The sequence below is a fragment of the Hymenobacter arcticus genome, assembly GCF_054779975.1.
In genome coordinates, this window is record NZ_BAAGXF010000024.1 from 1 (window position 1) to 22,942 (window position 22,942).

The 22,942-nt window shown below is 58.9% G+C and carries 24 protein-coding genes; 5 read left to right on the plus strand and 19 right to left on the minus strand.

The window, feature by feature from the left end; translation table 11 throughout:
* Positions 1-257 precede the first annotated feature (257 nt).
* The 4 genes from ACYVGC_RS23355 (at position 258) to ACYVGC_RS23370 (ending at position 3,093) form a co-directional block, all read left to right on the plus strand.
* Positions 258-518, plus strand: coding sequence for a hypothetical protein (locus ACYVGC_RS23355; RefSeq protein WP_460586258.1), 261 nt, complete (start codon positions 258-260; stop codon positions 516-518).
* 22 nt (positions 519-540) lie between these two features.
* Positions 541-1,260: a hypothetical protein gene (locus ACYVGC_RS23360; RefSeq protein ID WP_460586259.1), complete on the plus strand. Its 720-nt coding sequence runs from the start codon at positions 541-543 to the stop codon at positions 1,258-1,260.
* Between the two features lie 25 nt (positions 1,261-1,285).
* Positions 1,286-2,047, plus strand: coding sequence for an SHOCT domain-containing protein (locus ACYVGC_RS23365; RefSeq protein ID WP_460586260.1), 762 nt, complete (start codon positions 1,286-1,288; stop codon positions 2,045-2,047).
* Positions 2,048-2,124: 77 nt separating this feature from the next.
* A complete protein-coding gene (locus ACYVGC_RS23370; RefSeq protein ID WP_460586261.1) occupies positions 2,125-3,093 on the plus strand; it encodes a DUF3089 domain-containing protein in 969 nt (322 codons plus the stop codon).
* Here the strand turns inward: ACYVGC_RS23370 and ACYVGC_RS23375 are convergent.
* The 11 genes from ACYVGC_RS23375 to recA form a co-directional block, all read right to left on the minus strand.
* Positions 3,090-3,413, minus strand: coding sequence for a hypothetical protein (locus ACYVGC_RS23375; RefSeq protein ID WP_460586262.1), 324 nt, complete (start codon positions 3,411-3,413; stop codon positions 3,090-3,092). The two genes, ACYVGC_RS23370 and ACYVGC_RS23375, sit on opposite strands and share 4 nt — an antisense overlap.
* 69 nt (positions 3,414-3,482) lie before the next feature.
* Positions 3,483-4,319, minus strand: a complete 837-nt coding sequence (tsf, locus tag ACYVGC_RS23380) for a translation elongation factor Ts (RefSeq protein ID WP_460586263.1) — start codon at positions 4,317-4,319, stop codon at positions 3,483-3,485.
* Between the two features lie 167 nt (positions 4,320-4,486).
* A complete protein-coding gene (rpsB, locus tag ACYVGC_RS23385; RefSeq protein ID WP_460586264.1) occupies positions 4,487-5,260 on the minus strand; it encodes a small ribosomal subunit protein uS2 in 774 nt (257 codons plus the stop codon).
* Between the two features lie 18 nt (positions 5,261-5,278).
* Entirely contained in the window at positions 5,279-5,665 is a 387-nt protein-coding gene (rpsI, locus tag ACYVGC_RS23390; RefSeq protein ID WP_283562669.1) for a 30S ribosomal protein S9, read from the minus strand.
* A 45-nt stretch (positions 5,666-5,710) separates the two neighbouring features.
* Positions 5,711-6,163 carry a large ribosomal subunit protein uL13 gene (rplM, locus tag ACYVGC_RS23395; protein WP_460586265.1) on the minus strand — a complete coding sequence of 151 codons (453 nt, stop codon included), beginning with the start codon at positions 6,161-6,163 and terminating at the stop codon, positions 5,711-5,713.
* A 151-nt stretch (positions 6,164-6,314) separates the two neighbouring features.
* Positions 6,315-6,884, minus strand: coding sequence for an SMI1/KNR4 family protein (locus ACYVGC_RS23400; RefSeq protein WP_460586266.1), 570 nt, complete (start codon positions 6,882-6,884; stop codon positions 6,315-6,317).
* 23 nt (positions 6,885-6,907) lie between these two features.
* Positions 6,908-7,621: an RluA family pseudouridine synthase gene (locus tag ACYVGC_RS23405; protein WP_460586267.1), complete on the minus strand. Its 714-nt coding sequence runs from the start codon at positions 7,619-7,621 to the stop codon at positions 6,908-6,910.
* Between the two features lie 148 nt (positions 7,622-7,769).
* A complete protein-coding gene (locus ACYVGC_RS23410) occupies positions 7,770-8,840 on the minus strand; it encodes a sensor histidine kinase (protein WP_460586268.1) in 1,071 nt (356 codons plus the stop codon).
* 164 nt (positions 8,841-9,004) lie between these two features.
* A complete protein-coding gene (locus tag ACYVGC_RS23415; protein ID WP_460586269.1) occupies positions 9,005-9,667 on the minus strand; it encodes a response regulator transcription factor in 663 nt (220 codons plus the stop codon).
* Positions 9,668-9,869: 202 nt separating this feature from the next.
* The gene (locus ACYVGC_RS23420) at positions 9,870-10,679 is read right to left on the minus strand and encodes a DUF3108 domain-containing protein (protein ID WP_460586270.1); all 810 of its coding nucleotides are present in this window, start codon (positions 10,677-10,679) and stop codon (positions 9,870-9,872) included.
* 161 nt (positions 10,680-10,840) lie between these two features.
* The gene (gene recA / locus ACYVGC_RS23425) at positions 10,841-11,956 is read right to left on the minus strand and encodes a recombinase RecA (RefSeq protein WP_460586271.1); all 1,116 of its coding nucleotides are present in this window, start codon (positions 11,954-11,956) and stop codon (positions 10,841-10,843) included.
* Between the two features lie 303 nt (positions 11,957-12,259).
* Between recA and ACYVGC_RS23430 the strand changes: the two genes are divergently transcribed.
* Positions 12,260-13,420: a hypothetical protein gene (locus ACYVGC_RS23430; protein ID WP_460586272.1), complete on the plus strand. Its 1,161-nt coding sequence runs from the start codon at positions 12,260-12,262 to the stop codon at positions 13,418-13,420.
* An 87-nt stretch (positions 13,421-13,507) separates the two neighbouring features.
* On the opposite strand, the gene ACYVGC_RS23435 is transcribed toward ACYVGC_RS23430, so the two are convergent.
* The 8 genes from ACYVGC_RS23435 to ACYVGC_RS23470 all read right to left on the minus strand — a co-directional run bounded on the left by ACYVGC_RS23435 (position 13,508) and on the right by ACYVGC_RS23470 (position 22,913).
* Positions 13,508-14,074, minus strand: coding sequence for a GNAT family N-acetyltransferase (locus ACYVGC_RS23435; RefSeq protein WP_460586273.1), 567 nt, complete (start codon positions 14,072-14,074; stop codon positions 13,508-13,510).
* Between the two features lie 89 nt (positions 14,075-14,163).
* On the minus strand, positions 14,164-14,577 hold the full coding sequence (locus ACYVGC_RS23440) for a hypothetical protein (protein WP_460586274.1): 414 nt from the start codon (positions 14,575-14,577) through the stop codon (positions 14,164-14,166).
* Between the two features lie 99 nt (positions 14,578-14,676).
* A complete protein-coding gene (locus ACYVGC_RS23445) occupies positions 14,677-15,642 on the minus strand; it encodes an AAA family ATPase (RefSeq protein ID WP_460586275.1) in 966 nt (321 codons plus the stop codon).
* A gap of 183 nt (positions 15,643-15,825) precedes the next feature.
* Positions 15,826-17,217, minus strand: a complete 1,392-nt coding sequence (locus ACYVGC_RS23450; protein WP_460586276.1) for a peptidylprolyl isomerase — start codon at positions 17,215-17,217, stop codon at positions 15,826-15,828.
* A gap of 98 nt (positions 17,218-17,315) precedes the next feature.
* Complete coding sequence (locus ACYVGC_RS23455) at positions 17,316-19,706, minus strand: peptidylprolyl isomerase (RefSeq protein ID WP_460586277.1); 2,391 nt, start codon at positions 19,704-19,706, stop codon at positions 17,316-17,318.
* A gap of 244 nt (positions 19,707-19,950) precedes the next feature.
* Complete coding sequence (locus ACYVGC_RS23460) at positions 19,951-20,370, minus strand: ATP-binding protein (protein WP_460586278.1); 420 nt, start codon at positions 20,368-20,370, stop codon at positions 19,951-19,953.
* 86 nt (positions 20,371-20,456) lie between these two features.
* Entirely contained in the window at positions 20,457-20,786 is a 330-nt protein-coding gene (locus tag ACYVGC_RS23465) for an STAS domain-containing protein (RefSeq protein ID WP_460586279.1), read from the minus strand.
* Between the two features lie 21 nt (positions 20,787-20,807).
* Positions 20,808-22,913 (minus strand): PP2C family protein-serine/threonine phosphatase, encoded by a 2,106-nt coding sequence (locus ACYVGC_RS23470; protein WP_460586280.1) that lies wholly within the window; start codon positions 22,911-22,913, stop codon positions 20,808-20,810.
* Between the last annotated feature and the right edge of the window lie 29 nt (positions 22,914-22,942).

Here is a 22,942-nt window from a genome sequence, read left to right on the forward strand (position 1 = left end):
GCCTGGCTGCTCATTGCCAACATGACCATGTGCCTCAACCGCTTAGCGCCTGCTTAATTCCCTAACACCCTCTTAGGTAGGGGCCCGGCGGTGGTACCTCCCCACCTTTAAGGGCTCAGGACACTGAAAACGTAGTCGTTGGTGGGCGGCTAACCGGGGGCGGGCACTAGCCTGGGCGCGCTATCACATTAAAGCTGAGTTTAACCAGCCGGGCCAACCGCCGTATTACCTTCGGCTAATTCCATCTTGCTTTCTTCATGCGCCACGTTGCCGACATTCCGTATCCGCAAGTCAAAATCACCCTGCTGGCCTGGAACGGCAAATACCTGCTCAAGCTGGAGCAAGGCCCCCTGGAGCAAACCTACAAGGTGGCCGACCTCGACCTGAGCGGCGTAGCTCCGCCCGACGTGGAGATTCGCCAGCTCCTCGACGATGAGTTTCTGGCCGCCGCCGTGGCCCGCTTCCAGCTTATGCAGCAGGATATGCGCGCCGCCTTTGCCCGCCACGACTTGCGCTAGCTCCACCATTACCTTTGCCAACATGCTTAATTTGCGATTATTACTCCTCGGGGGTGCCTTATGCGCCAGCGCACCAGCCTGGGCCCAAAGCTACCAGGTGCGCCAGGGCCAGCTGCCTTACGCGGGCCACACCCAGGCCAGCGTCAACGTAGTAGTGGACGGTAACGAGGACGACACGCGCGAATTCTTGCAATCCTACATGAAGAGCAGCCAGCGCCTTTCTCTGAAGGGCGGCCTGGCGGGCTTGCTGGGCAAGAAACCCGTGCTCTCGGCCAAGCAGGTGAGCGGCACGGCTATTTCGAGCCGCCCCATCGACGTGTACGCCGCCACCACAGCCCTCACCGACTCGACTACTGAGGTGGCGCTGTTCGGCGCGTTTGGCGATAAAACCTACTTCTCGCCCGACCTCACGCCCGCGCCATTCAAGCAGCTGGAAGCGGTGCTGACCAAGTACGCGCCCGCCGCGCGCACTAATTTCTACCGCCAGCAGGTAGCCGAGGCCGAGGCTAAAATCGCGGCCATTGACAAGGAAAAGGAGAAGCTCAACCGCCACGCCGATGCCACCCGCGCCAACACGGCCGCCAACCTCAAGCGCATCGACGAGCTGCTGCGTCAAAACGAAGCTAACGCCAAAACCCTCAGCCAGGACAGTGTGCAACTCGTCAACAACGGGTTGCTGCGCGAAGCTGGCGTGAAGGTGCTGGAGCGCCGCCGCACGCGCCTTACCATTGTAACGCCTTAACTACTAGTCGCTTTCGCCTTTCGCTATGAATCCGTCCGATGCCCATTCATCGCTCGCCGCCCTGCGGCAGCTCAAAGACATGCTGGACGCGGGCACCATCACCCCGCAGGAGTTCGAAACCCTCAAGCGCCAGCTCATTTTTGGCCTAGAGCCCGCCCTGCCGCTCTCCCCGGCCGATGGCAGTTCAGTTACGGCAACGTTGCCGGCTAATGATTTGGGTAACAAGGTGTTGCCCGAGGCGCCCGCGCCCATCCCCGAAGCTACGATAGCCGCCTACGACACGGTAGCCCCCAACCCCGCCGAGCTGGCCCCGCCGCCCCCCGCTGCCACGTCCGACTGGCTAGCTGCATCCGCCGGGAGTACTCCGGATACTGAACCCGACCTCCGCCTTGCCGAAGAGGGCCGCAACCCGCTGAATCTTGTCTTTATTATCGGCGGGGCCCTGGTAGTACTGGGCCTCGTGCTCTACCTATTCATGGGCCGTCCCGCTGCGCCCGATGAGCACTTGACTAGCAGTAGCCAAACCTCTGCTGATTCTACCACCGTGGCCCCCGAAGTGGGCCCCCAGGCCGAGCAAATAACCCTGCCGCCCACCACCGTCCCCGAAACCATTCGCGTAGCTCCCATGGCCCGCCCAGTAGTTACTGCCGCAGCCAGCCAGTTCAAAGCCGATTCGGTGGCTGCCCCGGCAGCAGCCATGCCGCCCGCTAAAGCGCCGGCTTCTACGCCCGCTGCTACCACGCCTACCACCACGATGTCTACCGATTCTGCTTTTAAAATACCCTAACTGTGTCGGTTATTCGCTGGGCTTTGCTGGGGGCTAGCTTCTGCGCCTTAGGTGCGCTCAGTAGTTGCCTCACGCTATTGCGGCCTGTACACCAGTTTTCGGTCAAGGCGGCCGGGCCCGCCCCCGATTATGCCGATTCGGTTAATTGGGCGGCGCTGCCCGGCTACCGTAGTGCCGCCCGGCAGCGCCCGCCCGGCCTGCCCGCCACCGCGCCCGATACGGTAGCTGACGTGTTCTACGTGCATCCCACCACCTATTTCTGGCGGTTGGGCTACTGGAATGCCCCGCTCCGCCTGCGCCGGTTGCAGCGCTTCACAGCCCGCACCTCCCTGCGCAACCAGGCCAGCTTGTTTTATGACGTAGGCCGGCTGTACGCCCCGCGCTACCGGCAGGCCACGCTCTACACATTCTTCGCCACCGAAGACCCCAATGCCCAGCCCGCCCTCGACCTGGCTTATGCCGACGTCAAGGCGGCCTTTCAGTACTACCTTGCGCACTACAACCACGGCCGGCCCTTTATTCTGGCCAGCCATAGTCAGGGTACTACCCACCTCACACGGCTCCTGCACGAGCTAGTCGATGATAACCCACAGCTACGTAAGCAGTTAGTAGCGGCGTACCTGATTGGCCGCCTGGTAAAGCCCAACGAGTACCAGCACCTGCCCGCCCTGCGCGATTCGCTCCAAACCGGCGGCATCATCGGCTGGAACACTGCCGTGCGCGGCACCGACTACCAGCCCTACCACGGCCTGCTCGTCACCAACCCCCTCACCTGGACGCTCGACTCCGCCAACGCGCCCGCCACGCTGAATAGGGGAGGCGTGCCGCTCAATTTCCGGCGCATCGACCCCCACCTCACTACTGCCCAGCCCCACCGCGGCGTGCTCTGGGTCGATGACCCGCACCGCGCTGGCTACCGCCGCCTGCACATTCCAGGCCGCCGAGAGTTGCGCGTTTCTTTCCACATTGTCGATTATAACTTGTTCTACCTCAACGTGCGCGCGAATGCGCGGGCCCGAGTACGGGCGTGGATGCGGCAACGTTAATCAACGCTTGCTAGCAACTCTTTAATGACCGTTTCAGTGAGTCCAGCCCACCTATCAGCAGGAAAATCGTGTCTAAATCGTCTATAATCTTCCCAGAACAATTCTTCTTTGAAGCCCTCAAAATCAACAGCAGAATATAAAGCAGTGTTATGCAGCCAGTTATTCATAGCGTGAATGAATTGAATCACTTTAAGGCGGCCAGGCCTACGGTTCGTAAATAACCGTAGCAAGCCGGTAGTTGCCGATGCGCTATGCATCCGCATGTCTACCATCGCCCACCTCAGCAAATCACGGTAAAGAGCCTTCTTTTTCTGGGTCATAACCAAAAATAGAAAGCCCGCTGGCAATGCGCCAGCGGGCTTTCTATTTAAAGCGAATCAGGCTAAAAACTAAGCGCCGATTGCTACGCGCTTGAAGTCCGATACCGTCATGCCTTTCGACATTTTGTCGAGCAATTGGGCGATGGTCAGCGAGTTATCTTTTACGAACTCCTGGTTCAGCAAGGTGTTCTCCTTGTAGAACTTGTTGAGTTTGCCCTGGGCGATTTTCTCCAGCATCGCTTCGGGCTTGCCTTCGGCACGCGCCTGCTCTTTGCCGATTTCGATTTCGCGCTCTACCGTGCCAGCGTCCACGCCGTCTTTGTCAACGGCAACGGGCTTCATAGCTACGATTTGCATAGCAACGTCGCGGCCGATGGCAGCAACGTCGGCATCGCCTACGTTCTTCAGGCCCACGAGTACGCCCTTCTTGTTATCCGAGTGGATGTACGAAGCCACTTTCTCAGCGGTGATGGTGGTGTAGATGAGGTCGAGTTTCTCGCCGATTTTGCCGGTCAGCTCGGTGATATGCTCCTGCACGGTGCGGCCGTCGGCCTCCGTAGCGGCCAGCAAGTCTTCCTTGGTGCCCACGTTGGTTTTCACCGCCGTGTCCAAAATTTGCTGCACCAGCGTGCGGAAGTCAGCTACTTTCGCTACCGACTCCGTTTCGCAAGCTAGGGCCACCAGCTTGCCGGTAGTGCCATCAGCGCTCACGTTTACCAGTACCAGGCCTTCCGACGTAGCATTGTCGGCGCGCTTATCGGCAATTTTCTGACCCTGCTTACGCAGAATGTCGCGGGCGGCTTCGAAATCGCCATCGGCTTCGGTCAAAGCTTTTTTGCAATCCATCATGCCTGCACCGGTCATGGTGCGAAGCTTGTTTACATCTGCGGCGGTGATAGCGGCCATAGTAGTAGCGTGGACTCTGCGAGTCCGCGAGTTGGTGGGTGAATGGAATCTTTGAACTACGCAAGCGCGGACTGCAAAGTCCGCACTATTCTTAAAATTGAAAAAGGGAACCGCCAAGCATTTGCCTCGACCGTTCCCTTCTTCGTCAAGCTTTGACAGCGAGCGGCTTAGGCTTCTTTGTCAGCCTCAGTCTTCTCCGCTACGGCAGCCTCATCGGCTTCCTTGCGGTCGGCATCTTCTTTGTCAACTTTACGCTCCGACAGGCCATCTTCGATAGCCTTACCGATTACGTTGATGATGAGCTGAATAGACTTCGAAGCGTCATCGTTGGCCGGAATCGGGAACTGCACCAAGTCGGGGTTCGAGTTGGTATCCACGATAGCAAACACCGGAATGCCCAATTTCTGAGCTTCTTTCACGGCAATGTGCTCGCGCTTCACATCTACTACGAACAGGGCAGCGGGGAGGCGGCTTAATTCCGATATACCACCCATTACGCGTTCTAATTTGTCACGCTCGCGCGACATCATCAGCTTCTCACGCTTAGCCAGGGCGGCGTAGGCGGTGTTTTCTTTCACCATCTTGTCGATGGTGCTCATCTTCTTCAAGCTCTTGCGGATGGTGGCGAAGTTCGTCAGCATCCCGCCCAGCCAGCGGTCCGTCACGAAAGGCATCTTGAGGCGAACTGCCTCCGTCTGCACAATCTCCTGGGCCTGCTTTTTGGTGGCAACGAACATGATTTTGCGGCCGCTTTTCGCAATGTTGCGAATAGCGTTCGACGCGTAATCCAGCGAAGCCAGCGTCTTGTTGAGGTCGATGATATGGATGCCGTTCTTCTCCATGAAGATGTACGGCGCCATTTTCGGGTCCCACTTGCGCGTAAGGTGACCAAAGTGGGCACCCGCGTCAAGCAGCTCTTTGTAGGTGGTGGACTGAGCCATAATAGTCTGCTTCGAATATTAGCGTTTGGAGAACTGGAACGAGCGACGTGCCTTGCGCTTGCCGAACTTCTTGCGTTCAACCATGCGGGGGTCGCGGGTCATGAATCCTTCCTTGCGGAGAGCCGACTTCACTTCCTCGTTATCGCTTACCAAAGCTTTCGAGATGGCAAGGCGGATAGCCTCGGCCTGGCCGGCGATGCCGCCGCCCTTCACGTTCACTTTGATATCGTACTGGCCCACCTGCTCGAGGGTAGCCAGGGGCTGGTTCACGATGTTCTCCAACAGTTCGTTGGCGAAGTAGGACTTCATGTCCCGGTCGTTGATAGTGATATTCCCTTGCCCGGCCTGCATGTAAATGCGGGCCACCGAGGTTTTTCTTCTACCAGAGGTGTTAGTAGCTGCCATTTAGTGGGAAAAATATGCGGCCAAAAGTGGCCGTAAAGCAATGATTTACAGGTTCTTCAGCTCGTAAGGCTGGGGCTGCTGAGCTTCGTGCGGATGCTCGGTGCCGGCGTATACGTACATGTTGCGGTACTGGGCAGCGCCGAGGCGGTTGCCTTGCAGCATACCTTTCACGGCGTGCTCAATAGCCTTGCGCGAATCGCGGTTCATCTGCTCGCGCAGGGTGCGCTGCTTCTGGCCGCCGGGGTAGCCCGAGTGGCTGATGTACAGCTTCTCGTTCATTTTCTTGCCCGTCACGTGCAGCTTGTCGGCGTTGATAACGATTACGTTATCGCCGCAGTCGGAGTTGGGGGTGAACGAAGGCTTATGCTTGCCGCGCAACAGGTTGGCGATTTGGCTGCACACGCGGCCCAGCGGGGCCACGCTGGCGTCTACGATAACCCAGTTTTTCTGGGCGTTGGCCTTGTTGACGTGGGTCGTCTTGAAGCTCAGGTGGTCCATAGGGATGGTAAATATTTACCGGCTAAACAATTGACAATAAACCCCAAGCCGTATGGGGCTGGGGAAAAACGGACACAAAGGTACCATTTTTCTACTACATTACCAAATGCGACCGACTGATTTCTAGGGAATCAGCCGGCGGCACGAGGAATTACTCATCCAAGTCATCGACTAATACGATGCCGTTGTAGTCCTCACTAAACACGTATTCACCGGCTTCCAGGGCTGTTACGTACCGCGTAATCCACTCGGTAAAGGAGGAGGCAAGCAGCGTGCGCTCGTCAGCGTCGTGCCACATCCGAATTATTTGGCCGCATGCGCCGCCCGGCGCAGGCGATAGGTCGAGGCAGCAGTGGTTGCCCGCGCCGTCATGGGTGAGGGGCAGCCAGAGCGGATTCCACCAGTCGGCGCGCACGCCAGCGTCGGGCATGGAAGCGGCCCCCTCAAAATCGCCGCCCTTGAGCAGGTCGTTCCAGATGGTCCACTCGTCTAGCATCCGCGGTACAGATAACAATTCTTCCCCGTCGAACAGGCCACTAGCTTCGGTTTTTTGCCCGTTGTGAATGCGGTAGAAAGCCAGAAAATCGGCCGGTAGCTCGGTGCCGAGTGTCGTAGCCAGTTCGCCTAGCTCTGCGTCGGTTGCGCCAGCGTTTAGCTCAGTTAACAGCTGCGGCGCGCTCACTGCCAACCAAGCCTCGAAGCGCTTCCAAATACTTAGCATACTGTGAGTTGATTCAAATGGATTTACCGGTATTGCGCCAGCGTTTCCACCAGTACCCGGAAGTCTTTGGGGTACGGGGCATCTACTTTAATTAATACCCCATCAAGTCCCGTAAACTCCAGCTCCTTAGCGTGCAGCGCAAAGCGCTTGATGAAGGGCTGCTCGGTTTCGCCGTCCTTGAGGTTGAATTTCTTCTTGATGGTGGACAAGAAAAAGTCTTCGCCGCCGTAGAGGTGGTCGCCCACGATGGGCGCTTGCACATAGGCTAGGTGCAGGCGAATCTGGTGCATGCGGCCAGTCACGGGTTCGCACTGCACCAGCGAGTGGCGGGCGTAGGTGTCGAGGGTGGTGAAGCGTGTTTCGGCGGGCTTGCCTTTGAAGGCCAGGCGGGCCTTGCCGCTCTTGGTGGTTTCGATATTGCGCTCTACCACAAACTGTTCCAGCGGCGGGGCACCCCAGGTTACGGCGTGGTACACCTTACGCACCTCGCGGTTTTCGAACTGCATCGAGACGTGGCGGTAGGCCTCCGGGTTTTTGGCTATCACCAGCGCGCCGCTGGTGTCACGGTCGAGGCGGTGGCCCACTTGAGCGTCGTCGGCGTATTCGCGGGCCATGCGCAACAGGCTGGCGGCCACGCCAATGCGCTCGTCGAGCGTGGAGAGGAACGGGGGTTTGTTGACGACGATATAATCGTCGTTCTCAAACAGGATAAGGTCTTTGAACTTAGGTGGCTTCATGCGGACCGCAAAGGTAGCGGGTAGCGGGGGGTAGCGTAAGCTTTAGCTAGCGAGGGGGCGGGGGCATCGTGGGCCGGGCTATGCATGATTCACAGAGCGGCGCGGTGCCGGCTGCTCGCTGGCGCTCGCTCGCAAGCTGAAGCTTACGCTACTTCACTTCCTTGGGGCGGGGCAGCTTGAATTCCATCGTGGTGCCTTCATCCAATACGCTCTTAATGTGGATATTCGACTTGTGCGCCTCCACAATATGCTTGCTGATGGCTAAGCCCAGCCCCGAGCCGCCGGCCGAGCGCGAGCGGCTTTTATCGACCCGGTAGAAGCGCTCGAAGATGCGCGCCTGGTGCTCGGGCGCAATGCCGGGGCCGTTGTCACGCACGGCCACGCGCAGGCCGCTGCGGCCCGGCGTGAGGGTTACCACCACGTGGCCATTTTTTTCGCGGCCATACTTTATCGCGTTATCAATCAAATTGATAAGTACCTGGCGAATGCGGTTGCGGTCGGCCACTACGAGTACTTCCTCCTCGGCCAGGTGCGGCGGAAATAGCTCCAGCGTGGTGCCGCGCCGCTGGGCTTGCTGCTCCAGCAGCTCAAATAGCTCCTGCACCAGGGCTACGAGGTCGAAGCGCTGGCGGCGCATGCGGATAACGCCTTTTTCAAGCTGCGAAATGGTGACCAGGTCTTGCACCAGGGCGTCGAGGGCATCGAGGCTGGCGGCGGCGCGCTGCAAAAACTTGCGGCGGGTGGCCGGGTCCATGCCGTGCTCCTCGTTGTCCTCCTCCTCGTCCAGAATGGTATGCACGAAGCCTTGCGCGGCGAAAAGCGGCGTTTTGAGCTCGTGCGACACATCGGCCAGGAACTCGCGGCGCAGGGCTTGCAGGCGCTTGAGCTCGTCAAGCTCCTGCTGGCGGCGCTCGGCCATTTCGACTATCTCATCGCCGATTCGGCGCAGGGGTTCGGGCCGAAATAAAAACTTGTTGCTCAGACGCTTAAACTCTTTGCGCTTGATGTGCTCCAGGCGTGAATAGATGCCGTTTATCTCCCGAAAAATCAGGGCTTCAAACGATAAGTACACCAGTAAAAAGCACGCCGCCACCGTGATACCAGCCGCTAGAAAAGCCTGGTGCGAGGGTAGCGTGGGGGCCACGTAGGCGAATGTGGTGAGCACCCCCGCCACCAGCAGCGCGATGAGAACGGCAATGGTGCGCGAGGAGAAATTCATTTAACAATTAGCAGTTATCATTTAACAAGTTGCGAATAAAGAACGTCATGCTGACGAAGGAAGCATCTCCACCGCGTAACCAACTTTAAACGTTAGGATTACTTACGCGGTAGAGATGCTTCCTTCGTCAGCATGACGTTCTTCTTTTTTACTACGGCAGCTGGCTAGTCGGCGTTAAACTTATAGCCCACGCCCTTAATGGTTTGGATGTGGTGGTCGCCCACTTTTTCGCGCACTTTGCGCACGTGCACGTCCACGGTGCGGGCCAGCACGAATACGTCGTTGCCCCAGATATTTTGTAGCAGCTCGTCGCGGCTGAAAACCTTGTGTGGGGCGGCGGCCAGGAAGGCCAGCAGCTCAAACTCTTTCTTGGGCAGCGTGATTTTGCGGCCTTCCTGGTACACGGCGAAGGCGGTGCGGTCGATGCGCAGGCCGTTGATATCGATGGCCTCCACGCCGGCGTGGGGGTCTTGGTCGCGGCGCACAATGGCGGCTAAGCGGCTCAGTAAGGCCCTGGGCTTGATGGGCTTAGCCAGAAAGTCATCGGCACCGGCCTCGAAGGCGGCTACTTCCGAAAACTCTTCGGCGCGGGCCGTGAGGAAGAGGATGTAGGTATCCTTGAACTTGGGTTGCTCGCGCAGCAGGCGGCAGGTGGCAATGCCGTCGAGGTGGGGCATCATCACATCGAGCAGGATGATGTCGGGGTTGAATTCCTGGGCGACGGCCAAGGCCTGGCGGCCGTCGCCGGCGGAGGCGGTGAAGTAGCCTTCTTTCTTGAGATTGAACTCCAGCAGCTCCACGATGTCAGGGTCGTCGTCGACGACCATAATCTTGTAGGCAGCGGACTTCGCTGGCGCTGACCGTTGGTTGGCGGGGGTTGCCACGGCGGGTAGGGCGGAAGGGGTAAGAACTTTCGCGGTGCAAAATTACCAGCTTCGGCGCGGCGGCCATGTTACGTTTGTGTGACGCGCTGGTTACTAGCCGGCTAAATAAAGGTAGTAAGTGGTTAACTATCTGTTGGGTAATGGGTTATTTGGCTAAGCTGAGCCGGTATTTCAACCCCTCATACTTATACATATCCACCTTCACCGAGCCTACGAACAGCTCGGCCTGGAAGAGCACCGGAATCTTATTACGGTCGTCGGAGAGGTAAATCTTGATGGCTTCTTCGCCCTGGAAAATGCGGTTGGGCGGCATTTTGGGTATCAGCTTCAGCACGCGGATAACGCCGGCTTTGGTTTGGACCACCTCGCGGCCCCGGAAGGTAACGTCCAGGTTAAAAGTGGCTTCGTCGAAGAAGCCGCCCATGTGAATGACTTCGCCCACCTTCATGTGGTCGTAGTTGAGGGTGCGCAGGTAGTAGAAGCCGCTCACCAGCTCCTGCACGTTGTTGGGCACCTTGAAGGTGTAGCGGATGGGCTCTTTGGTGTGTGTTTGCAGCACGTTGACCATATCGTGCTCTTGGTCGAAATCCACGACTTCCTTCTTGCGGTAGGTGGCTTCCTCAATGTCGCGCGAGGAGCGCAGGGGCAGGATGCTGGCGGTGTCGATGTAGGAGCGCCACTGGTCCTTCACGTGCAGAAAGAAATCGACCGAGCCGGTGGTGCGGCCGCTCACGGTGGCTTTGTAGCAGGGGCGGTCGGCGATGCGCTCCAGGTTGCCGGAGGTTTCGACGACGGCCTCGGCGGCATTCAGCACGCCGTAGTGCACCTTGTAGCGGATGGTTTCGCCGGCCCGGAAGCTGGCGTTGGGCCAAAAGCGCACCGGCTCGGCCAGGCCGCGGGGTTGCGTCCAGGCGGCACTCAGAAGGAGAAGCGGAACAAGTAGCCAGCGGCGCATACGCTAAAACAACGAAAGAGAAGCCGAAACAGATTTACAAACAAAGTGCCAGCCCGTAAAACTACGGGGCAATTTCGCCGCCCGCCGTACCGGCCCGCTACAAAAAATGCCCCGCTACCGGGCGGTAGCGGGGCATTCATTTTACGAAGCAGCCGGAAGGCTTACAGCGTGTCGTCGCCGTCCTCGGGGCCGCTCATATCCACGGGGATAACGTCGGTATCGCCCTTGGCCATGTTGCGGATTTTGGCTTCGATTTCGTCGGCCAGCTCGGGGTTGTCGAGCAGCAGGGTTTTCACAGCCTCGCGGCCCTGGCCAATCTTATTGGCGCCGTAGTTGAACCACGAGCCCGACTTGCCGATGATGCCCATGTCAACACCAAGGTCCACGATTTCGCCGACTTTGCTGATGCCCTGGCCGTAGATGATGTCAAACTCGACCACCTTGAAGGGCGGCGCTACTTTGTTTTTCACCACCTTCACCTTGGTGCGGTTGCCGGTTACGTTATCCTTGTCTTCCTTGATTTGGCCGATACGACGGATGTCGAGGCGTACCGAAGCGTAGAATTTCAGGGCGTTACCGCCGGTCGTGGTTTCGGGCGAGCCGAACATCACGCCGATTTTCTCCCGCAGCTGGTTGATGAAGATGCACAGGCAGTTGGTCTTGTTAATCGTGCCGGTGAGCTTGCGCAGGGCCTGGCTCATGAGGCGGGCGTGCAGGCCCACTTTCGAGTCGCCCATGTCGCCTTCGAGCTCGCCTTTGGGCACGAGGGCCGCCACGGAGTCAATTACGATAATGTCGATAGCGCCCGAGCTGATGAGCTGGTCGGCAATTTCGAGGGCCTGCTCGCCGTTGTCGGGCTGCGCGATGAGGAGGTTGTCCACATCAATGCCCAGCTTTTTGGCGTAGGCGGGGTCGAAGGCGTGCTCGGCGTCGATGAAGGCCGCCGTGCCGCCCGCCTTTTGGGCTTCGGCAATGGCGTGCATCGTGAGCGTCGTCTTGCCACTCGACTCGGGGCCGTAGATTTCGACCACGCGGCCGCGGGGCAGGCCGCCGATGCCGAGGGCGATATCGAGCGAAAGCGAGCCGGTGCTGATGGCCGGAATGTCGTTCACTTTCTGGTCCGAGAGCTTCATCACGGTACCTTTGCCGAAGGCTTTATCCAGCTTCTCTAGCGTGAGCATGAGCGCCTTTTTCTTCTCGGCGATGGGGTCGCCGCCAGTGGTTTTTTCGGCTTTCTCGGCCTTTTCTGGTTTTTCGGCTTTGGTTGCAAAGGCCATAGACGGGGGAGGGGGTTTGAAAAGAAACTTAGGTTTGTAAAACTACGGTATTTTGATTTATCGCACCGGAGCACGGTAGCAGCAGACTAGGCCAGCTACCGTTCTGTTTTTCGGTGGCCATTTGTAACGCATCTGCTCCCGGTTTTGTGCCGGATGATGCGCAAATTTATGAGGAAATTTCTAAAAATTTTAGTTAGCATTGGTGCTGTGTTGTTTACGGCTGCGCCAGCGTGGGCGCAGTTGAACAATCAGGCGTTTGTCTCACCATACCCAGGTTTTCCGAGGGGGTTAAGTTCATGGAAGATGACGACTATAAGTGGCTCGATGGACAATCAGCCCCCAATAATGGAAGTAACAAAGGACTCCTTATCGGTAGCTGCTGAAAATGCTTGGGCGAGACTTGAATCGGCTGGTAAGGTTCAAACAGGTGACCTGCGTATTTCACTAAACGCCTTCACGTTCTTCAAAGACAACGAGTATTTCAACGATATCGTCCAAGGCTACACGCTATTCGGCACGCAGCTGAACCCGCAACTCGTCTATTATCCTACTAAGGAGTTGCGCCTGGAAGCCGGCGTTTTTCTGTGGAAAGACTTTGGCACTCCGCAGCTGCGGCAGGTGCGCCCCACCTACCGCGCCACCTGGACGCATGGCAGCAGCCAGTTCATTTTTGGCAATATCAAGGCCAATCTCAACCACGGCTACATCGAGCCGCTGTTCGATTTTGAGCGCGTAATGCTAAAGCCGTTGGAGGAAGGCTTGCAGTACCGGCTGAACACCAAGCGCGTGGTGCTCGACGTGTGGGTAGACTGGCTGCGGCAGGAATACGCGGGGGTAAACTACCAGGAGCAGATTGCCGGCGGCCTCAGCAGCAGCTTCCGCCTCACGGGTGATAACAGCCCGGTGCAAGTATCTATCCCGCTGCAATTTACCGCCCGGCACGAGGGGGGGCAGATTGATACACTGCACGCGCCTATCCAAACTTTGCTGAACTATGCCACTGGGATAGTAGCCCGCAAGACGTTTAATAATCCCACCTTTCACGCGGTGCGGCTCAACGCCTACGGCCTGCTCTTCGACGACCATTCGTTTGCTAATTATCGGCTGCCTTTTCAGAATGGTAACGCGCTGTACATCAATGGTACGCTCGAAACCCGCTACCTGGATGTGATGCTGAGCTACTGGCAGGGCAACAAATTCTTTGCGCCGCTGGGGGGTAATTACTACCAGTCCATCGCCTCGCGCTACGGCACGCCCGGCTTCACCGATGCCGAGCGCCGGCTGCTGTTGGTGCGCTTAATGCGCGACTTCCGCATTTCCGACGCGGCGGCCGTGACCGTGCGTGTGGAGCCCGTGTATGACTTTAATAAGCAGCTGCTTGACTTCTCCTTTGGCGTTTACCTCAACTTTCGGCAGGAGTGGCTGCTGGGCAATGTGGGCCGGCGCGTGCGCGTGGGGCAATAGGCTGGGGTAGGGTAATCTTTAGCTTGCCAATCGTTGCTCGTCGTTCTTAGTAAGCACCGATTGGCAAGTTGAAGCTTACCCTACGTTCTAATCACCGGCTGACCAGTGCCGTACGAAATGCAGAATGGTCGGAGCGGGTGGCTTGCTGTCCCAGAAATTGAACCGAAACCACGCCGGAGCCTCCGGCTGCTCAGGCTCTTGCAAGGCAAAGCCTAGGGCCCGCGCCACTGCTTGAGCCCGCGCGTTGTCGGCAAAGCAGCGGATGAGTAGCCGCTGCGCCTCCACTTGCCGCCCAAAGCCAAAGTGGCACACGGCGGCCAGCGCCTCGCGGGCGTAGCCCTGGCCTTCGGCTTCGGCCGCCAGGTAGTAGCCGATTTCGGCCTGCCCACGCCGTTGGGGCATCAAGCAGATATCACCCAGGTAATCAAGGCTTTCGCGTAGCCAGATTCCCAATACGTAGAAGCGGCCAGTGCGCCAGTCGTCGGCAAAGGCGGCGAGCTGGGCGGGGGCCTCCGCCAGCGTGGGCACGGCCCGCAGGCGGTCCGGAAACGACGCCTTCAACCGCTCCCGGCTCTGGTCGAGCACCCCAAAAAAGGCCGCCGCATCGGCGGGCTCATAGGGGCGCAAGAGTAAGCGGGGGGTTTCAAGCACCATAAGTAGCTGCTGATAAAGTAGTTATACTAAAAGACTATGTTGTTAAAAGCTTTTGCTATAACTGCCTAATTACTAACTAGCTGTGCTAGCTATACGTATTGCCGCGGGCTGCCCAGGGCTTGCTGCGTACGCATTACATTCACTTGCCGAGCGGCCTCGTTGAAGAACTCCAAGCGGCGAATCAGCATTTCCTTGGTGAACACGCGGCCCTCGGGCGTACGCATGATGGACTGCTTATCGGCCAGCACGCGCTGCATGGCGGCCAGCGTTTGGTCCTCGTGCTTCATAAACTGCTGCTGAAACTCGGCCAGGCGGGCCACGCCGGTGGCGTTGAGCGTGAAGTGCTCGCCAGCGCCCTGGTTCAGCACTTCGCACAGCACGTAGACCTCAATGGGCAGGCTGGTTTCGAGGGCAGTGGTGCGCAGGTCGAGGCCGGCGGCCAGGGCGTCGAGGATGATGCGCACGTTGCGCTCAAATTGCTGGTAGTATGCTTGGGCTTCCATGCTTTTCATTTAACATTTAACAATTAACAGTGAACATTCAGGTGGCGGGACCTACCGAATGGCGGACTATTAACTGTTAAATGATAATTGTTAAATGACTTAAAGTAGTTCTTTAATAATCTGTTCCACCGTCATGCCTTCGGCTTCGGCTTTGAAGTTGCGCACGAGGCGGTGGCGCAGGATGGGCAAAGCTACGGCGCGCACGTCCTCGATATCGGGCGAATACTTACCGGTGAGCAAGGCGTTGCATTTGGCGGCCACAATGAGGTACTGGCTGGCGCGGGGGCCGGCGCCCCACTCCAGCAATTGCTGGGCGCGGGGGGCAGTGCGGGCGGTATTGGGCCGGGTTTTGTGCACGAGGCCCACGGCGTATTCCACCACGTTGTCGGCCACGGGTACGCGGCGTACCAGGGCCTGATAGGCCTGTATATCAGCCGAATGTAATATCTTGCTCACCACTGGCTTGCGGTCGGAAGTCGTGTTCTTGACGATGTTCAATTCTTCCTCGTAGCTGGGGTAACCGAGCTGGATGTTGAACATGAAGCGGTCGAGCTGCGCCTCGGGCAGGGGGTAGGTACCTTCCTGCTCGATGGGGTTTTGGGTGGCCAGCACGAAAAACGGGCGCGCCAGCGGGTAGCGCTGCCCGGCCACCGTCACGGCGTATTCCTGCATGCTTTCGAGCAGGGCGGCCTGGGTTTTGGGCGGCGTGCGGTTGATTTCGTCGGCCAGGATGATGTTGGCGAAAATCGGGCCCTTCACGAACTGAAACTCGCGCTGCTGGGTCAGCGTCTCCGAGCCCACAATGTCGCTGGGCATCAGGTCGGGGGTGAACTGAATGCGGTTGAACGACAGGTCGAGCGAGTCGGCAATAGTTTGGATGAGCAGCGTTTTGGCCAGGCCGGGCACGCCCACCAGCAGGCAGTGTCCCTGCGCAAACACGGCCGTGAGCACCAGCCGCACCACCTCGTCCTGCCCCACGATGACCTTGCCAATTTCCTGGCGTAGCTGCTGGTAGGCTTGTTTCAGCGCGTCGGCCGCTTCTTTATCGTTTTGAAATGGAGTCATTGGTTGAATAAGCGCGCTAACAAGACGATGATAATAATGCTATAAAGAACGTCATGCTCATCTAGCGTCCGCTTGTCGAAGCCTCTCTACCGCTTCGTTGGGCTAGTAACCCCGGCGGCGTGGTAGAAATGCTTCGACAAGCGGACGCCAGATGAGCATGACGTTCTTTTGGTCAAACAATAGCTATTCCGTGCTGGCCGTGAGTACTTTACACTGCGTATATTCGGGGGCTACCTCCAGGTATACCGTGCCACGGTTCTTTTCGTACCACGCATCGAGTGCCTGATTTTTCTTCTGTGTAAGAGCAGCCTGCGATATTTTCTGGTAGTCGTCGAGCAGGTTGGCCTGGTGGGGCGGAATGTTGCTCTTGAGGTAGAGAATGCGCATGGCCTCCTTACCGTCGTCGGTGCGGTAGGGCAGGGGCGGGGTGATGTGGCCCACCTTCATAGTGTCGATGATGAAGAAGATGGCCGGGTCAAGCTTGTCGAGGGGCATACGCGAGCCGCCGTCCTGGCGGTTGGCGAGCAGGCCGCCGTTGCCGCTGGTACCCTTGTCGGTGCTGAAATCCTTGGCCGCTTTAGCAAAGGAAATGCTGTCCTTCAGAATCTGGGTGCGCAGGCGGGTGAGTTTGGTGGCGGCCACGCTGGCATCGGCGGTGCCGGTGGCGGGCTTCAGCAAAATGTGGCGTGTGGAGTACGAATCCCCCTTACGCTCAATGAATTGAATAAGGTGAAAGCCGAACTGCGACTCTACCACCGGCGACATCTGGCCGGGCTCCAGCTTGCGCGAAGCAGCTTCGTACTCGGGTACCAGCTCGCCCTTTTTGAAGAAGCCCAGGTAACCACCTTGTGCGCCCGAGCCGGGGTCCTGTGAAAACTGCTTGGCCAGGGTTTCGAAGCTTTCGCCAGCCAGGATGCGGCCGCGCAAGTCGTTGAGCTGGGCAATGGCGGCCTGCTTGGCTTGGTCGTTGACCTGCGCCGGAATCACAATCTGGCCCACTTCCACCTCGGTGGAGAAGTAGGGAATGCTGTCCTTGGGCACTTTGTCGAAGTAGTCCTTTACCTCGCGGGGCGTCACGGCTACCTTGCCCGAAATCTGCTCCTGCATTTTTTGCTGCACCAACTGGTCGTGCACCTGGCCGCGCAGGTCCTCTTTGAGGGCGCGCACGGGCTTATTGTACATTTCCTCCAGCTTCTTTTCGGAGCCTACCTGCTGCACGAAGTAGTTCATGCGGCGGTCGAGCTCGCTGCCCACCTGGGCATCGGTCACGGTCACGGAGTCAACCTCGGCACGGGCAATCATCAACTTGTTGAGTACCAGGCTCTGCAATATTTTGCAGCGCAGGTCGGGCGGCAAGGGCTTACCCTGGGCCCGCGACTGTTCCTGGGCCATGATACTCTCGACATCGGAGCGCAGGATAATCTGGTTATCCACCTTTACGATGATGCCGTCGAGTATCTGCTGGCCCGTGGCGCGGCTGATGCCGAGCTGGGCGTGGCTGGCCTGCGGCAGCGCCAAGATGGCGCCGAGCACGAATAAGGAAAGGGAGGCTAGGCGCCGGGAGATACGTTGCATAAAATAGAGAGGCACGAAGACGGTAGAGGGTTGCCGCCCGCCCGGCAATAACGTGAAGTGGCGGGTAGAAAATTCGGCTCGAAGCCAGGTATAAGCACTTATTTGGTAATGAGCTTGCTCACCTCGGCGTCGTTGACCTTCACCGGGTACTGCTGGCGTAGTTGCTCAATCCACTGCTTTTCGAGGTAGTTCTGGTAGTCGCTGGTGGCCTGGCCGCGGGCATCGCCGAGGGCCTTGGGGCCGGCGGGTAGGTTTTGCTGCACCACCACGGCGTAGTAACGCCCGTCGCGCTTCATTTTGTACGTGCCCACGGGCTGAGTGAGGTAATCGTCCATCACCTTGTTGTCGCCCTTCTGAAAAATGCGCTGCTGAATCTGCACCGCCAGGGGATTTTGCTGGTTGAGGTTGGCTTCCAGCGCGCTGGCTGAGTTGCTGGCGAAGGTCAGGCGCGTATCACCAGTAGCCGTAGTGGCCGCGCCGGTGGTAGCCGCCATGAGGCGGCGACGCTCCACTTTGCCGGTTTTGGCTAAGTAGTCAATGGCGGCGTCGGTGCGCTGGCGGGCGAGTGCTTTGCTTTCGCCCCGGCGAATGTGGCCGGCTACGGTTACCGAGAGGGCCGTGTCCTGGGCCATGCGTCGGGCTACGTCGTCAAGCACAGCCGAGCCGCCGGTGTTAGCTGGCGTGGCGGTGCCCAGCTGGAAGTGCACGAGCGCCGAACCGGCCTTGCCCGCCACAGAGTAGCGGCCGGCTGGCAACGCACGCTGGGCCTTAGCTAGCAGCTGCGGCGAAGCAGCTGAGATAACCGTGCCGCGCACCCGCTGCCCAAACTGGTAGTTGGCCTGATTAGCCATGAAGTACTTCTTGAGGCCGGCGGTGTCCTCAATTGCCTTGCTCCATACCTTGCTGTCCATCAGCTGAAAGAGGAGGATACCGTCGCGGTATTCCTGCACCAGCATGCGGTAGTCTTCATACTTGGTGGGCAGGCTGGCTTTCTCGAACTCGGTCAGGCTCTGGTCCACGTACTGGTCGTAGAGCTGCTGCATGGCAAAGGCGGGCTGCGCGGTGGGGCGCGGGCGCTGGTTTTGCTGCGCAAAGGTCAGGAAATCGGCCACCGGGTAGGGCTTGCCCATGATGGTGAAGAGCGGCAGCTTGTCGCCGCCAGCCTTTTTGGTGGCTTTCGAGGCCTTGGCCCCGCTGGCCGTCATAGTGGCGGGGTTGAACTTGTAGCGGCCTTTCAGTAGGGCGGTATCGGCCTGGGCAAATGCCAGGGTCTTAGCCGCCGGAATCTCCACAAACTGGTCTTCCTGGCGCACGCGCTTGAGGAAGGCGGCGCGGTTAAGCTCCGAGCGCGAGTCTTTGGCCACCTTGCTTTTCAGCGTGGGCTCCATAGCAGCGAAGGCGGCCAGGGGCTGCTTCTCCACTAGCTTGATGATGTGCCAGCCGTAGGGCGTTTGCACTGGGGGCGCAATTTCGCCGGGCTTTTGCAGCTTAAAGGCCACTTCCTCAAACGAGGGAATCATGCGGCCGGTGCCGAACGCGGGCAGCTCGCCGCCGTTGGGGGCCGAGCCGGCGTCTTCCGAAAACTGGGCCACGAGCTTGTTCCAGTTTTCGCCCTTGCGCAGGCGGGCGTACAGCTCGTTGATTTTCTTGTGGGCGGCCGCCGAGTCGGCCTTGGGGGCCTGGGGCGTCACGCGCACCATGAGGTGGGCCACCTTGATTTCGCCCTGCGCCGCGCGGCGGTCATTCACCTTGATAATGTGGTAGCCGAAGCGCGTGCGAATGGGCTGGCTCACCTGCCCCACCGGCGTGCGGTAGGCGGCCGACTCAAACGGGTACACCATCTGCATGGAGGTAAAATAGCCGAGCTTGCCGCCGTTTTCGGCCGCCGAAGGGTCTTCGCTGGTGGCGCGGGCCACGGTGCCAAAGTCCTCACCGCCGGTTACGCGCTGGCGCAGGGCCACCACTTTTTGGTAGGCAGCCAGGGTATCGGCCGGGGCGGCGTCGGGCGCCACCCGAATGAGGATGTGCGAGGCGTTGACCTCCTGGCTCATGCGGTCGTAGGCTTCGTGCACCAGCTGGTCGGTCACGCTCTTCTCGGTGAGGTAGGGCTGGGCCAACTGCTGCCGGTAGCCATCGAGCTCGCGCCGGAAGGCCTGGGTGGTATCGAGGCCCTGCTTCTCGGCGTCGAGCACCTTGAGGCGGAAGTTGGTGTAGAGCGTGAGGTAGTCCGTCACGCCGGCGCGGGTGCCATAGTCGGGCGCGGTGCTGTTGTTCTTTTTATAAACGTAGGCAAACTCGCGGGCCGACACCGGGTAGGTGCCCAGCGTTTCGATGGCGGGCCCGGTAGCCACTGGCGCGGCCCCGGTGGCCGTGGCCAGCGCCGAGCTGGCGGAGGTAGTCGAGGCAGTAGTCGGCTTGCTGGTTTGGCAGGCGGCCAGCTGGAGCAGCGTGGCAGCAGCGGCACCGGCCAACGGGAGGCGGGAGTGCATAGAGAAAAGAAGGGAACCGGCCCAGTTAAGGTTGCAAGGCAAAACGCAACGCTTCAGGCACAATGCTGGTGCAATTTTACGAAGAAAAGACTGGTTGAGCGCCGAAGCCAGCGGGCGCTACCGACCAGCCAACGGCTAAGCTCCGCATTGGAGCCAGCCTTGTGAGCGGAGCAAGCCCCAAAAAACACGGGCGGACGACCGTGGGGCCGTCCGCCCGCGGCGGATGCAAGAGAAGTGTAAAGACTCAGGAAGCAAGCGTTTTGCTCAAGTGGCACACCGTGTGCGAATTGCGCTCAAAAAACTCTACCTGGTCCATAATGCGCGATACCAGCGCCATGCCCATGCCGCCCTTGCGGCCCTGCTGGATGTAGGCTCGCAGGTCGGGATTAGCCACTTTTCCCAAGGGCAGGAACAGCGTGCTGCCGTGGTCCTCAATCTCGATGTCGAGGTGGTGGTCGGCTAGTACCAGTAGCAGGTCCAGGAACTGGCTGGCGTCTTCCCCATTGGCGTGAATGATGAAGTTGGCTACTACCTCATCCACGGCCAACACTACCTGATTCACTACCAAGTCACTACGATGAGCCGCCAGCAAAAAGCTACGCACGAAGTCGCGCACCTGCTGGAGGTTCTGGCGCGAGCAGCTGATGCGTATGCGGTCTTGCATGGGAGAGGGGAAAGTGAGTAAGTGAATAAACGAGTAAGTCTGGCGGTTGCCAATTTACCCACCTACTCATTTACTCACTTACTGAATTAAGCAGTTTGGGCTTCTTGTTCGGTAGGTACGATGGTCATCAACGAGTCAAGGCCCAGAATTTCGAATACGTTGAATACTTTTTCTTGCATATTAAAGAAAATCATCTTTACTCTGGCATCCTGCAAGCGTTGCAGATGCGAGATAAATACGCCCAGGCCAGCCGAAGAGATATAGCTAAGCTTCTGGCAATCAATCAGTACTTTTTTGTAGTTGAGCAGCTCGGGTTTGTTGAGTTCAGTATCGAGTACAACGGCCGAGGAGGCGTCCAGCTCCCCATCGAGGAGCAGGGTGAGGGTGGTGTCAGCTGGTTGAGCGGTTACTTTCATAATAGGCCCCATACGGGGTAGCTAGGCCTGGGGTTGGGAGGCTTTGAACTTGATAACGAGCAGCGTCTGGTCGTCGTGCAGGGGCAGGCCCTTGCTGAATTCCTGCACGTCGCGGCGAATGTGCTGATTTATTTCCTCGGCCGATTGGTAAAACGACTCGCCCAGCATGCGGGCCAGGCGGTCTTCGCCGTACTCGTTGCCGTCGCCGTCGCGCGCCTCCGGAATGCCGTCAGTGTAAATCACCATCACGTCACCGGGGTTGTAATCCCAAAACTGGTTTTTCACGTGGCGGCCATAGCTGGCATTGCGCAAAATGCCCAGCCCCAGGCCCTCGCTCTGGAAGTAGCTAACCTCCTCTTTAATAGAGTGATAGTAAAGCGTGTGGCAGTGCCCGGCGCGGGCAAAGCTGAAGCCACCCGCCTCATAATCAATGAGATAAAAAGAGGCTGTGATGAACGACGAGCGCTCCAGGCAGTGCGTGAGGGCCTCGTTGGCCAGCACCATAAAGCGGTGGGGGTCGGGGTAGCGGTCGCGGTCCTTTTTGGCCAGTGGGTTGGGCTGCATGAGGGCGTGAAAAATACCCTTCATCTGGGCCGTGTGGAAGGCCGCCGTCACGCCCTTGCCCGACACGTCGCCGATGAGCACGGCCAGCTGCTGGCCCGGCAGGTGCAGGAAGTCGTAGAAGTCGCCGCCCACCTCCTTGGCCGCCTGAGCGTAGGTGGCAATCTCAAACCAGTTGTCGGTAGGCAAGTGCTTGGGGATGAGGCGCTCCTGCACGAGTGCCGCAATGCGTAGCTCATCCTGCGCACTCTGGCTGACGCGCGCCTCCTGGGCCAGCTGGAGGTTTTCGAGGCTGAGTACAGTTTGGGTAGTGAAGGTGTGCAGAATGCTCAGGTCCTCGGGGTCGAAGCCGGCCTGCTCCTTTTTGAGCAGTACCAGCACCCCGTAGTCGTGCGTGAGGCTGCGCAGGGGCAGCATAGCCATGGAGCCGTAGGGCTGGCTGAGGCCGGGCAGGCGCTGCGAGTGTGCCACATCGTTGTCGATGAGCTCGGTTTGGTTCTCGGCCAGTAGCGTTACCAATTGTGCCTTCATGGCAGCCCGGTCGGCGGTCGTCAGCTCATATAGCAGCGGGGCGGGCAGCGGGCTCACGTGCTCAGTGGGTTGCAGCTGGGCATCGAGGAAGCCGGCGTCGGCCCGGATGGTTTGCACGGCCGAGGTAAAGAGCGCTTGGTAGATTTCGGGGGCCGTTTGGCCGCGCTGGATAATCTGGCTGAGCTGCTGCAAGCTCAAAATCTCGGCCCGGCGCTGCTCATACACATCCGCAATGGGCAGGTTGAAAAGCGTGACCAGCAAGCCCGCCACGGCATAAAAAACCGCAAAAAAAGAAGTCAGTACTAAAAAGGCCTGCTGCGTAGGCGGTACCACAATAATGGGGTTGGCCTGGGCCCCACGCAGATAAAACAGAAAGGCCGAGAGGAAAGCTAAAATGCCCAGTTGCAGCATAATAGCTTGGGCTTTCTGGCCTTGGCTGAGGTAAGCTACCCAGCGCTGGTGGCCACTCAGGTACACTCCAAACAAGCCCAATCCGGTAACTATGCCAACTCGTAGAAAATCAGGTGCTTGCCACACAAATAGCTGCACTAGCAACATCGCGCCCAGCAGCAGCTCAAACGCTAGCCACTCGCGTTGGAGCCGCGCGCCCCCTCTAAAGCTCACCAGCGCCCGCCAGATGTAGAGCGTTTGGGCGAGGAGCACAATAAACAGCGCTAGGCTAACAGTGTAGCCCACCGCGGCCGTGGCATCGCCAGGCAACGGTAGCTTGCGCGCGGCCGCCAGCTGCACCAGCGTTTGCACGCTCACCAGTAAAATGGTGAGCACCAGCCCGCGCCAGAACAAGCGCTTGAGCAGGGGTAAAAAGCCGTGCCCCACCAGCGGATTGGGCTGCACGCGAGCGTACATAAACACGCTGGCCGCAAAGCCGCCCTGCGCCAGCAGCAGCAGCCACCGGGGCCAGTCGGCCGGCAGGCCAAGGATGGAGTGGCCCTGGCTGAGCGTGCCGAGTAGCAGCACCAGCCAGCAGCCAACCGCCAGGATAATCAGCCAAGCTGCGTGGCGAAATATGGGCATAGTGTGGTAATCGAAGGCAAGAACAATGC

Coding starts and splice junctions, on each gene's coding strand:
- ACYVGC_RS23355 (WP_460586258.1), top strand. CDS start 258: ATGCGCCACGTTGCCGACATTCCGTATCCGCAAGTCAAAATCACCCTG.
- ACYVGC_RS23360 (WP_460586259.1), top strand. CDS start 541: ATGCTTAATTTGCGATTATTACTCCTCGGGGGTGCCTTATGCGCCAGC.
- ACYVGC_RS23365 (WP_460586260.1), top strand. CDS start 1,286: ATGAATCCGTCCGATGCCCATTCATCGCTCGCCGCCCTGCGGCAGCTC.
- ACYVGC_RS23375 (WP_460586262.1), bottom strand. CDS start 3,413: ATGACCCAGAAAAAGAAGGCTCTTTACCGTGATTTGCTGAGGTGGGCG.
- tsf (WP_460586263.1), bottom strand. CDS start 4,319: ATGGCCGCTATCACCGCCGCAGATGTAAACAAGCTTCGCACCATGACC.
- rpsB (WP_460586264.1), bottom strand. CDS start 5,260: ATGGCTCAGTCCACCACCTACAAAGAGCTGCTTGACGCGGGTGCCCAC.
- rpsI (WP_283562669.1), bottom strand. CDS start 5,665: ATGGCAGCTACTAACACCTCTGGTAGAAGAAAAACCTCGGTGGCCCGC.
- rplM (WP_460586265.1), bottom strand. CDS start 6,163: ATGGACCACCTGAGCTTCAAGACGACCCACGTCAACAAGGCCAACGCC.
- ACYVGC_RS23400 (WP_460586266.1), bottom strand. CDS start 6,884: ATGCTAAGTATTTGGAAGCGCTTCGAGGCTTGGTTGGCAGTGAGCGCG.
- ACYVGC_RS23405 (WP_460586267.1), bottom strand. CDS start 7,621: ATGAAGCCACCTAAGTTCAAAGACCTTATCCTGTTTGAGAACGACGAT.
- ACYVGC_RS23410 (WP_460586268.1), bottom strand. CDS start 8,840: ATGAATTTCTCCTCGCGCACCATTGCCGTTCTCATCGCGCTGCTGGTG.
- ACYVGC_RS23415 (WP_460586269.1), bottom strand. CDS start 9,667: ATGGTCGTCGACGACGACCCTGACATCGTGGAGCTGCTGGAGTTCAAT.
- ACYVGC_RS23420 (WP_460586270.1), bottom strand. CDS start 10,679: ATGCGCCGCTGGCTACTTGTTCCGCTTCTCCTTCTGAGTGCCGCCTGG.
- recA (WP_460586271.1), bottom strand. CDS start 11,956: ATGGCCTTTGCAACCAAAGCCGAAAAACCAGAAAAGGCCGAGAAAGCC.
- ACYVGC_RS23430 (WP_460586272.1), top strand. CDS start 12,260: ATGACGACTATAAGTGGCTCGATGGACAATCAGCCCCCAATAATGGAA.
- ACYVGC_RS23435 (WP_460586273.1), bottom strand. CDS start 14,074: ATGGTGCTTGAAACCCCCCGCTTACTCTTGCGCCCCTATGAGCCCGCC.
- ACYVGC_RS23440 (WP_460586274.1), bottom strand. CDS start 14,577: ATGGAAGCCCAAGCATACTACCAGCAATTTGAGCGCAACGTGCGCATC.
- ACYVGC_RS23445 (WP_460586275.1), bottom strand. CDS start 15,642: ATGACTCCATTTCAAAACGATAAAGAAGCGGCCGACGCGCTGAAACAA.
- ACYVGC_RS23450 (WP_460586276.1), bottom strand. CDS start 17,217: ATGCAACGTATCTCCCGGCGCCTAGCCTCCCTTTCCTTATTCGTGCTC.
- ACYVGC_RS23455 (WP_460586277.1), bottom strand. CDS start 19,706: ATGCACTCCCGCCTCCCGTTGGCCGGTGCCGCTGCTGCCACGCTGCTC.
- ACYVGC_RS23460 (WP_460586278.1), bottom strand. CDS start 20,370: ATGCAAGACCGCATACGCATCAGCTGCTCGCGCCAGAACCTCCAGCAG.
- ACYVGC_RS23465 (WP_460586279.1), bottom strand. CDS start 20,786: ATGAAAGTAACCGCTCAACCAGCTGACACCACCCTCACCCTGCTCCTC.
- ACYVGC_RS23470 (WP_460586280.1), bottom strand. CDS start 22,913: ATGCCCATATTTCGCCACGCAGCTTGGCTGATTATCCTGGCGGTTGGC.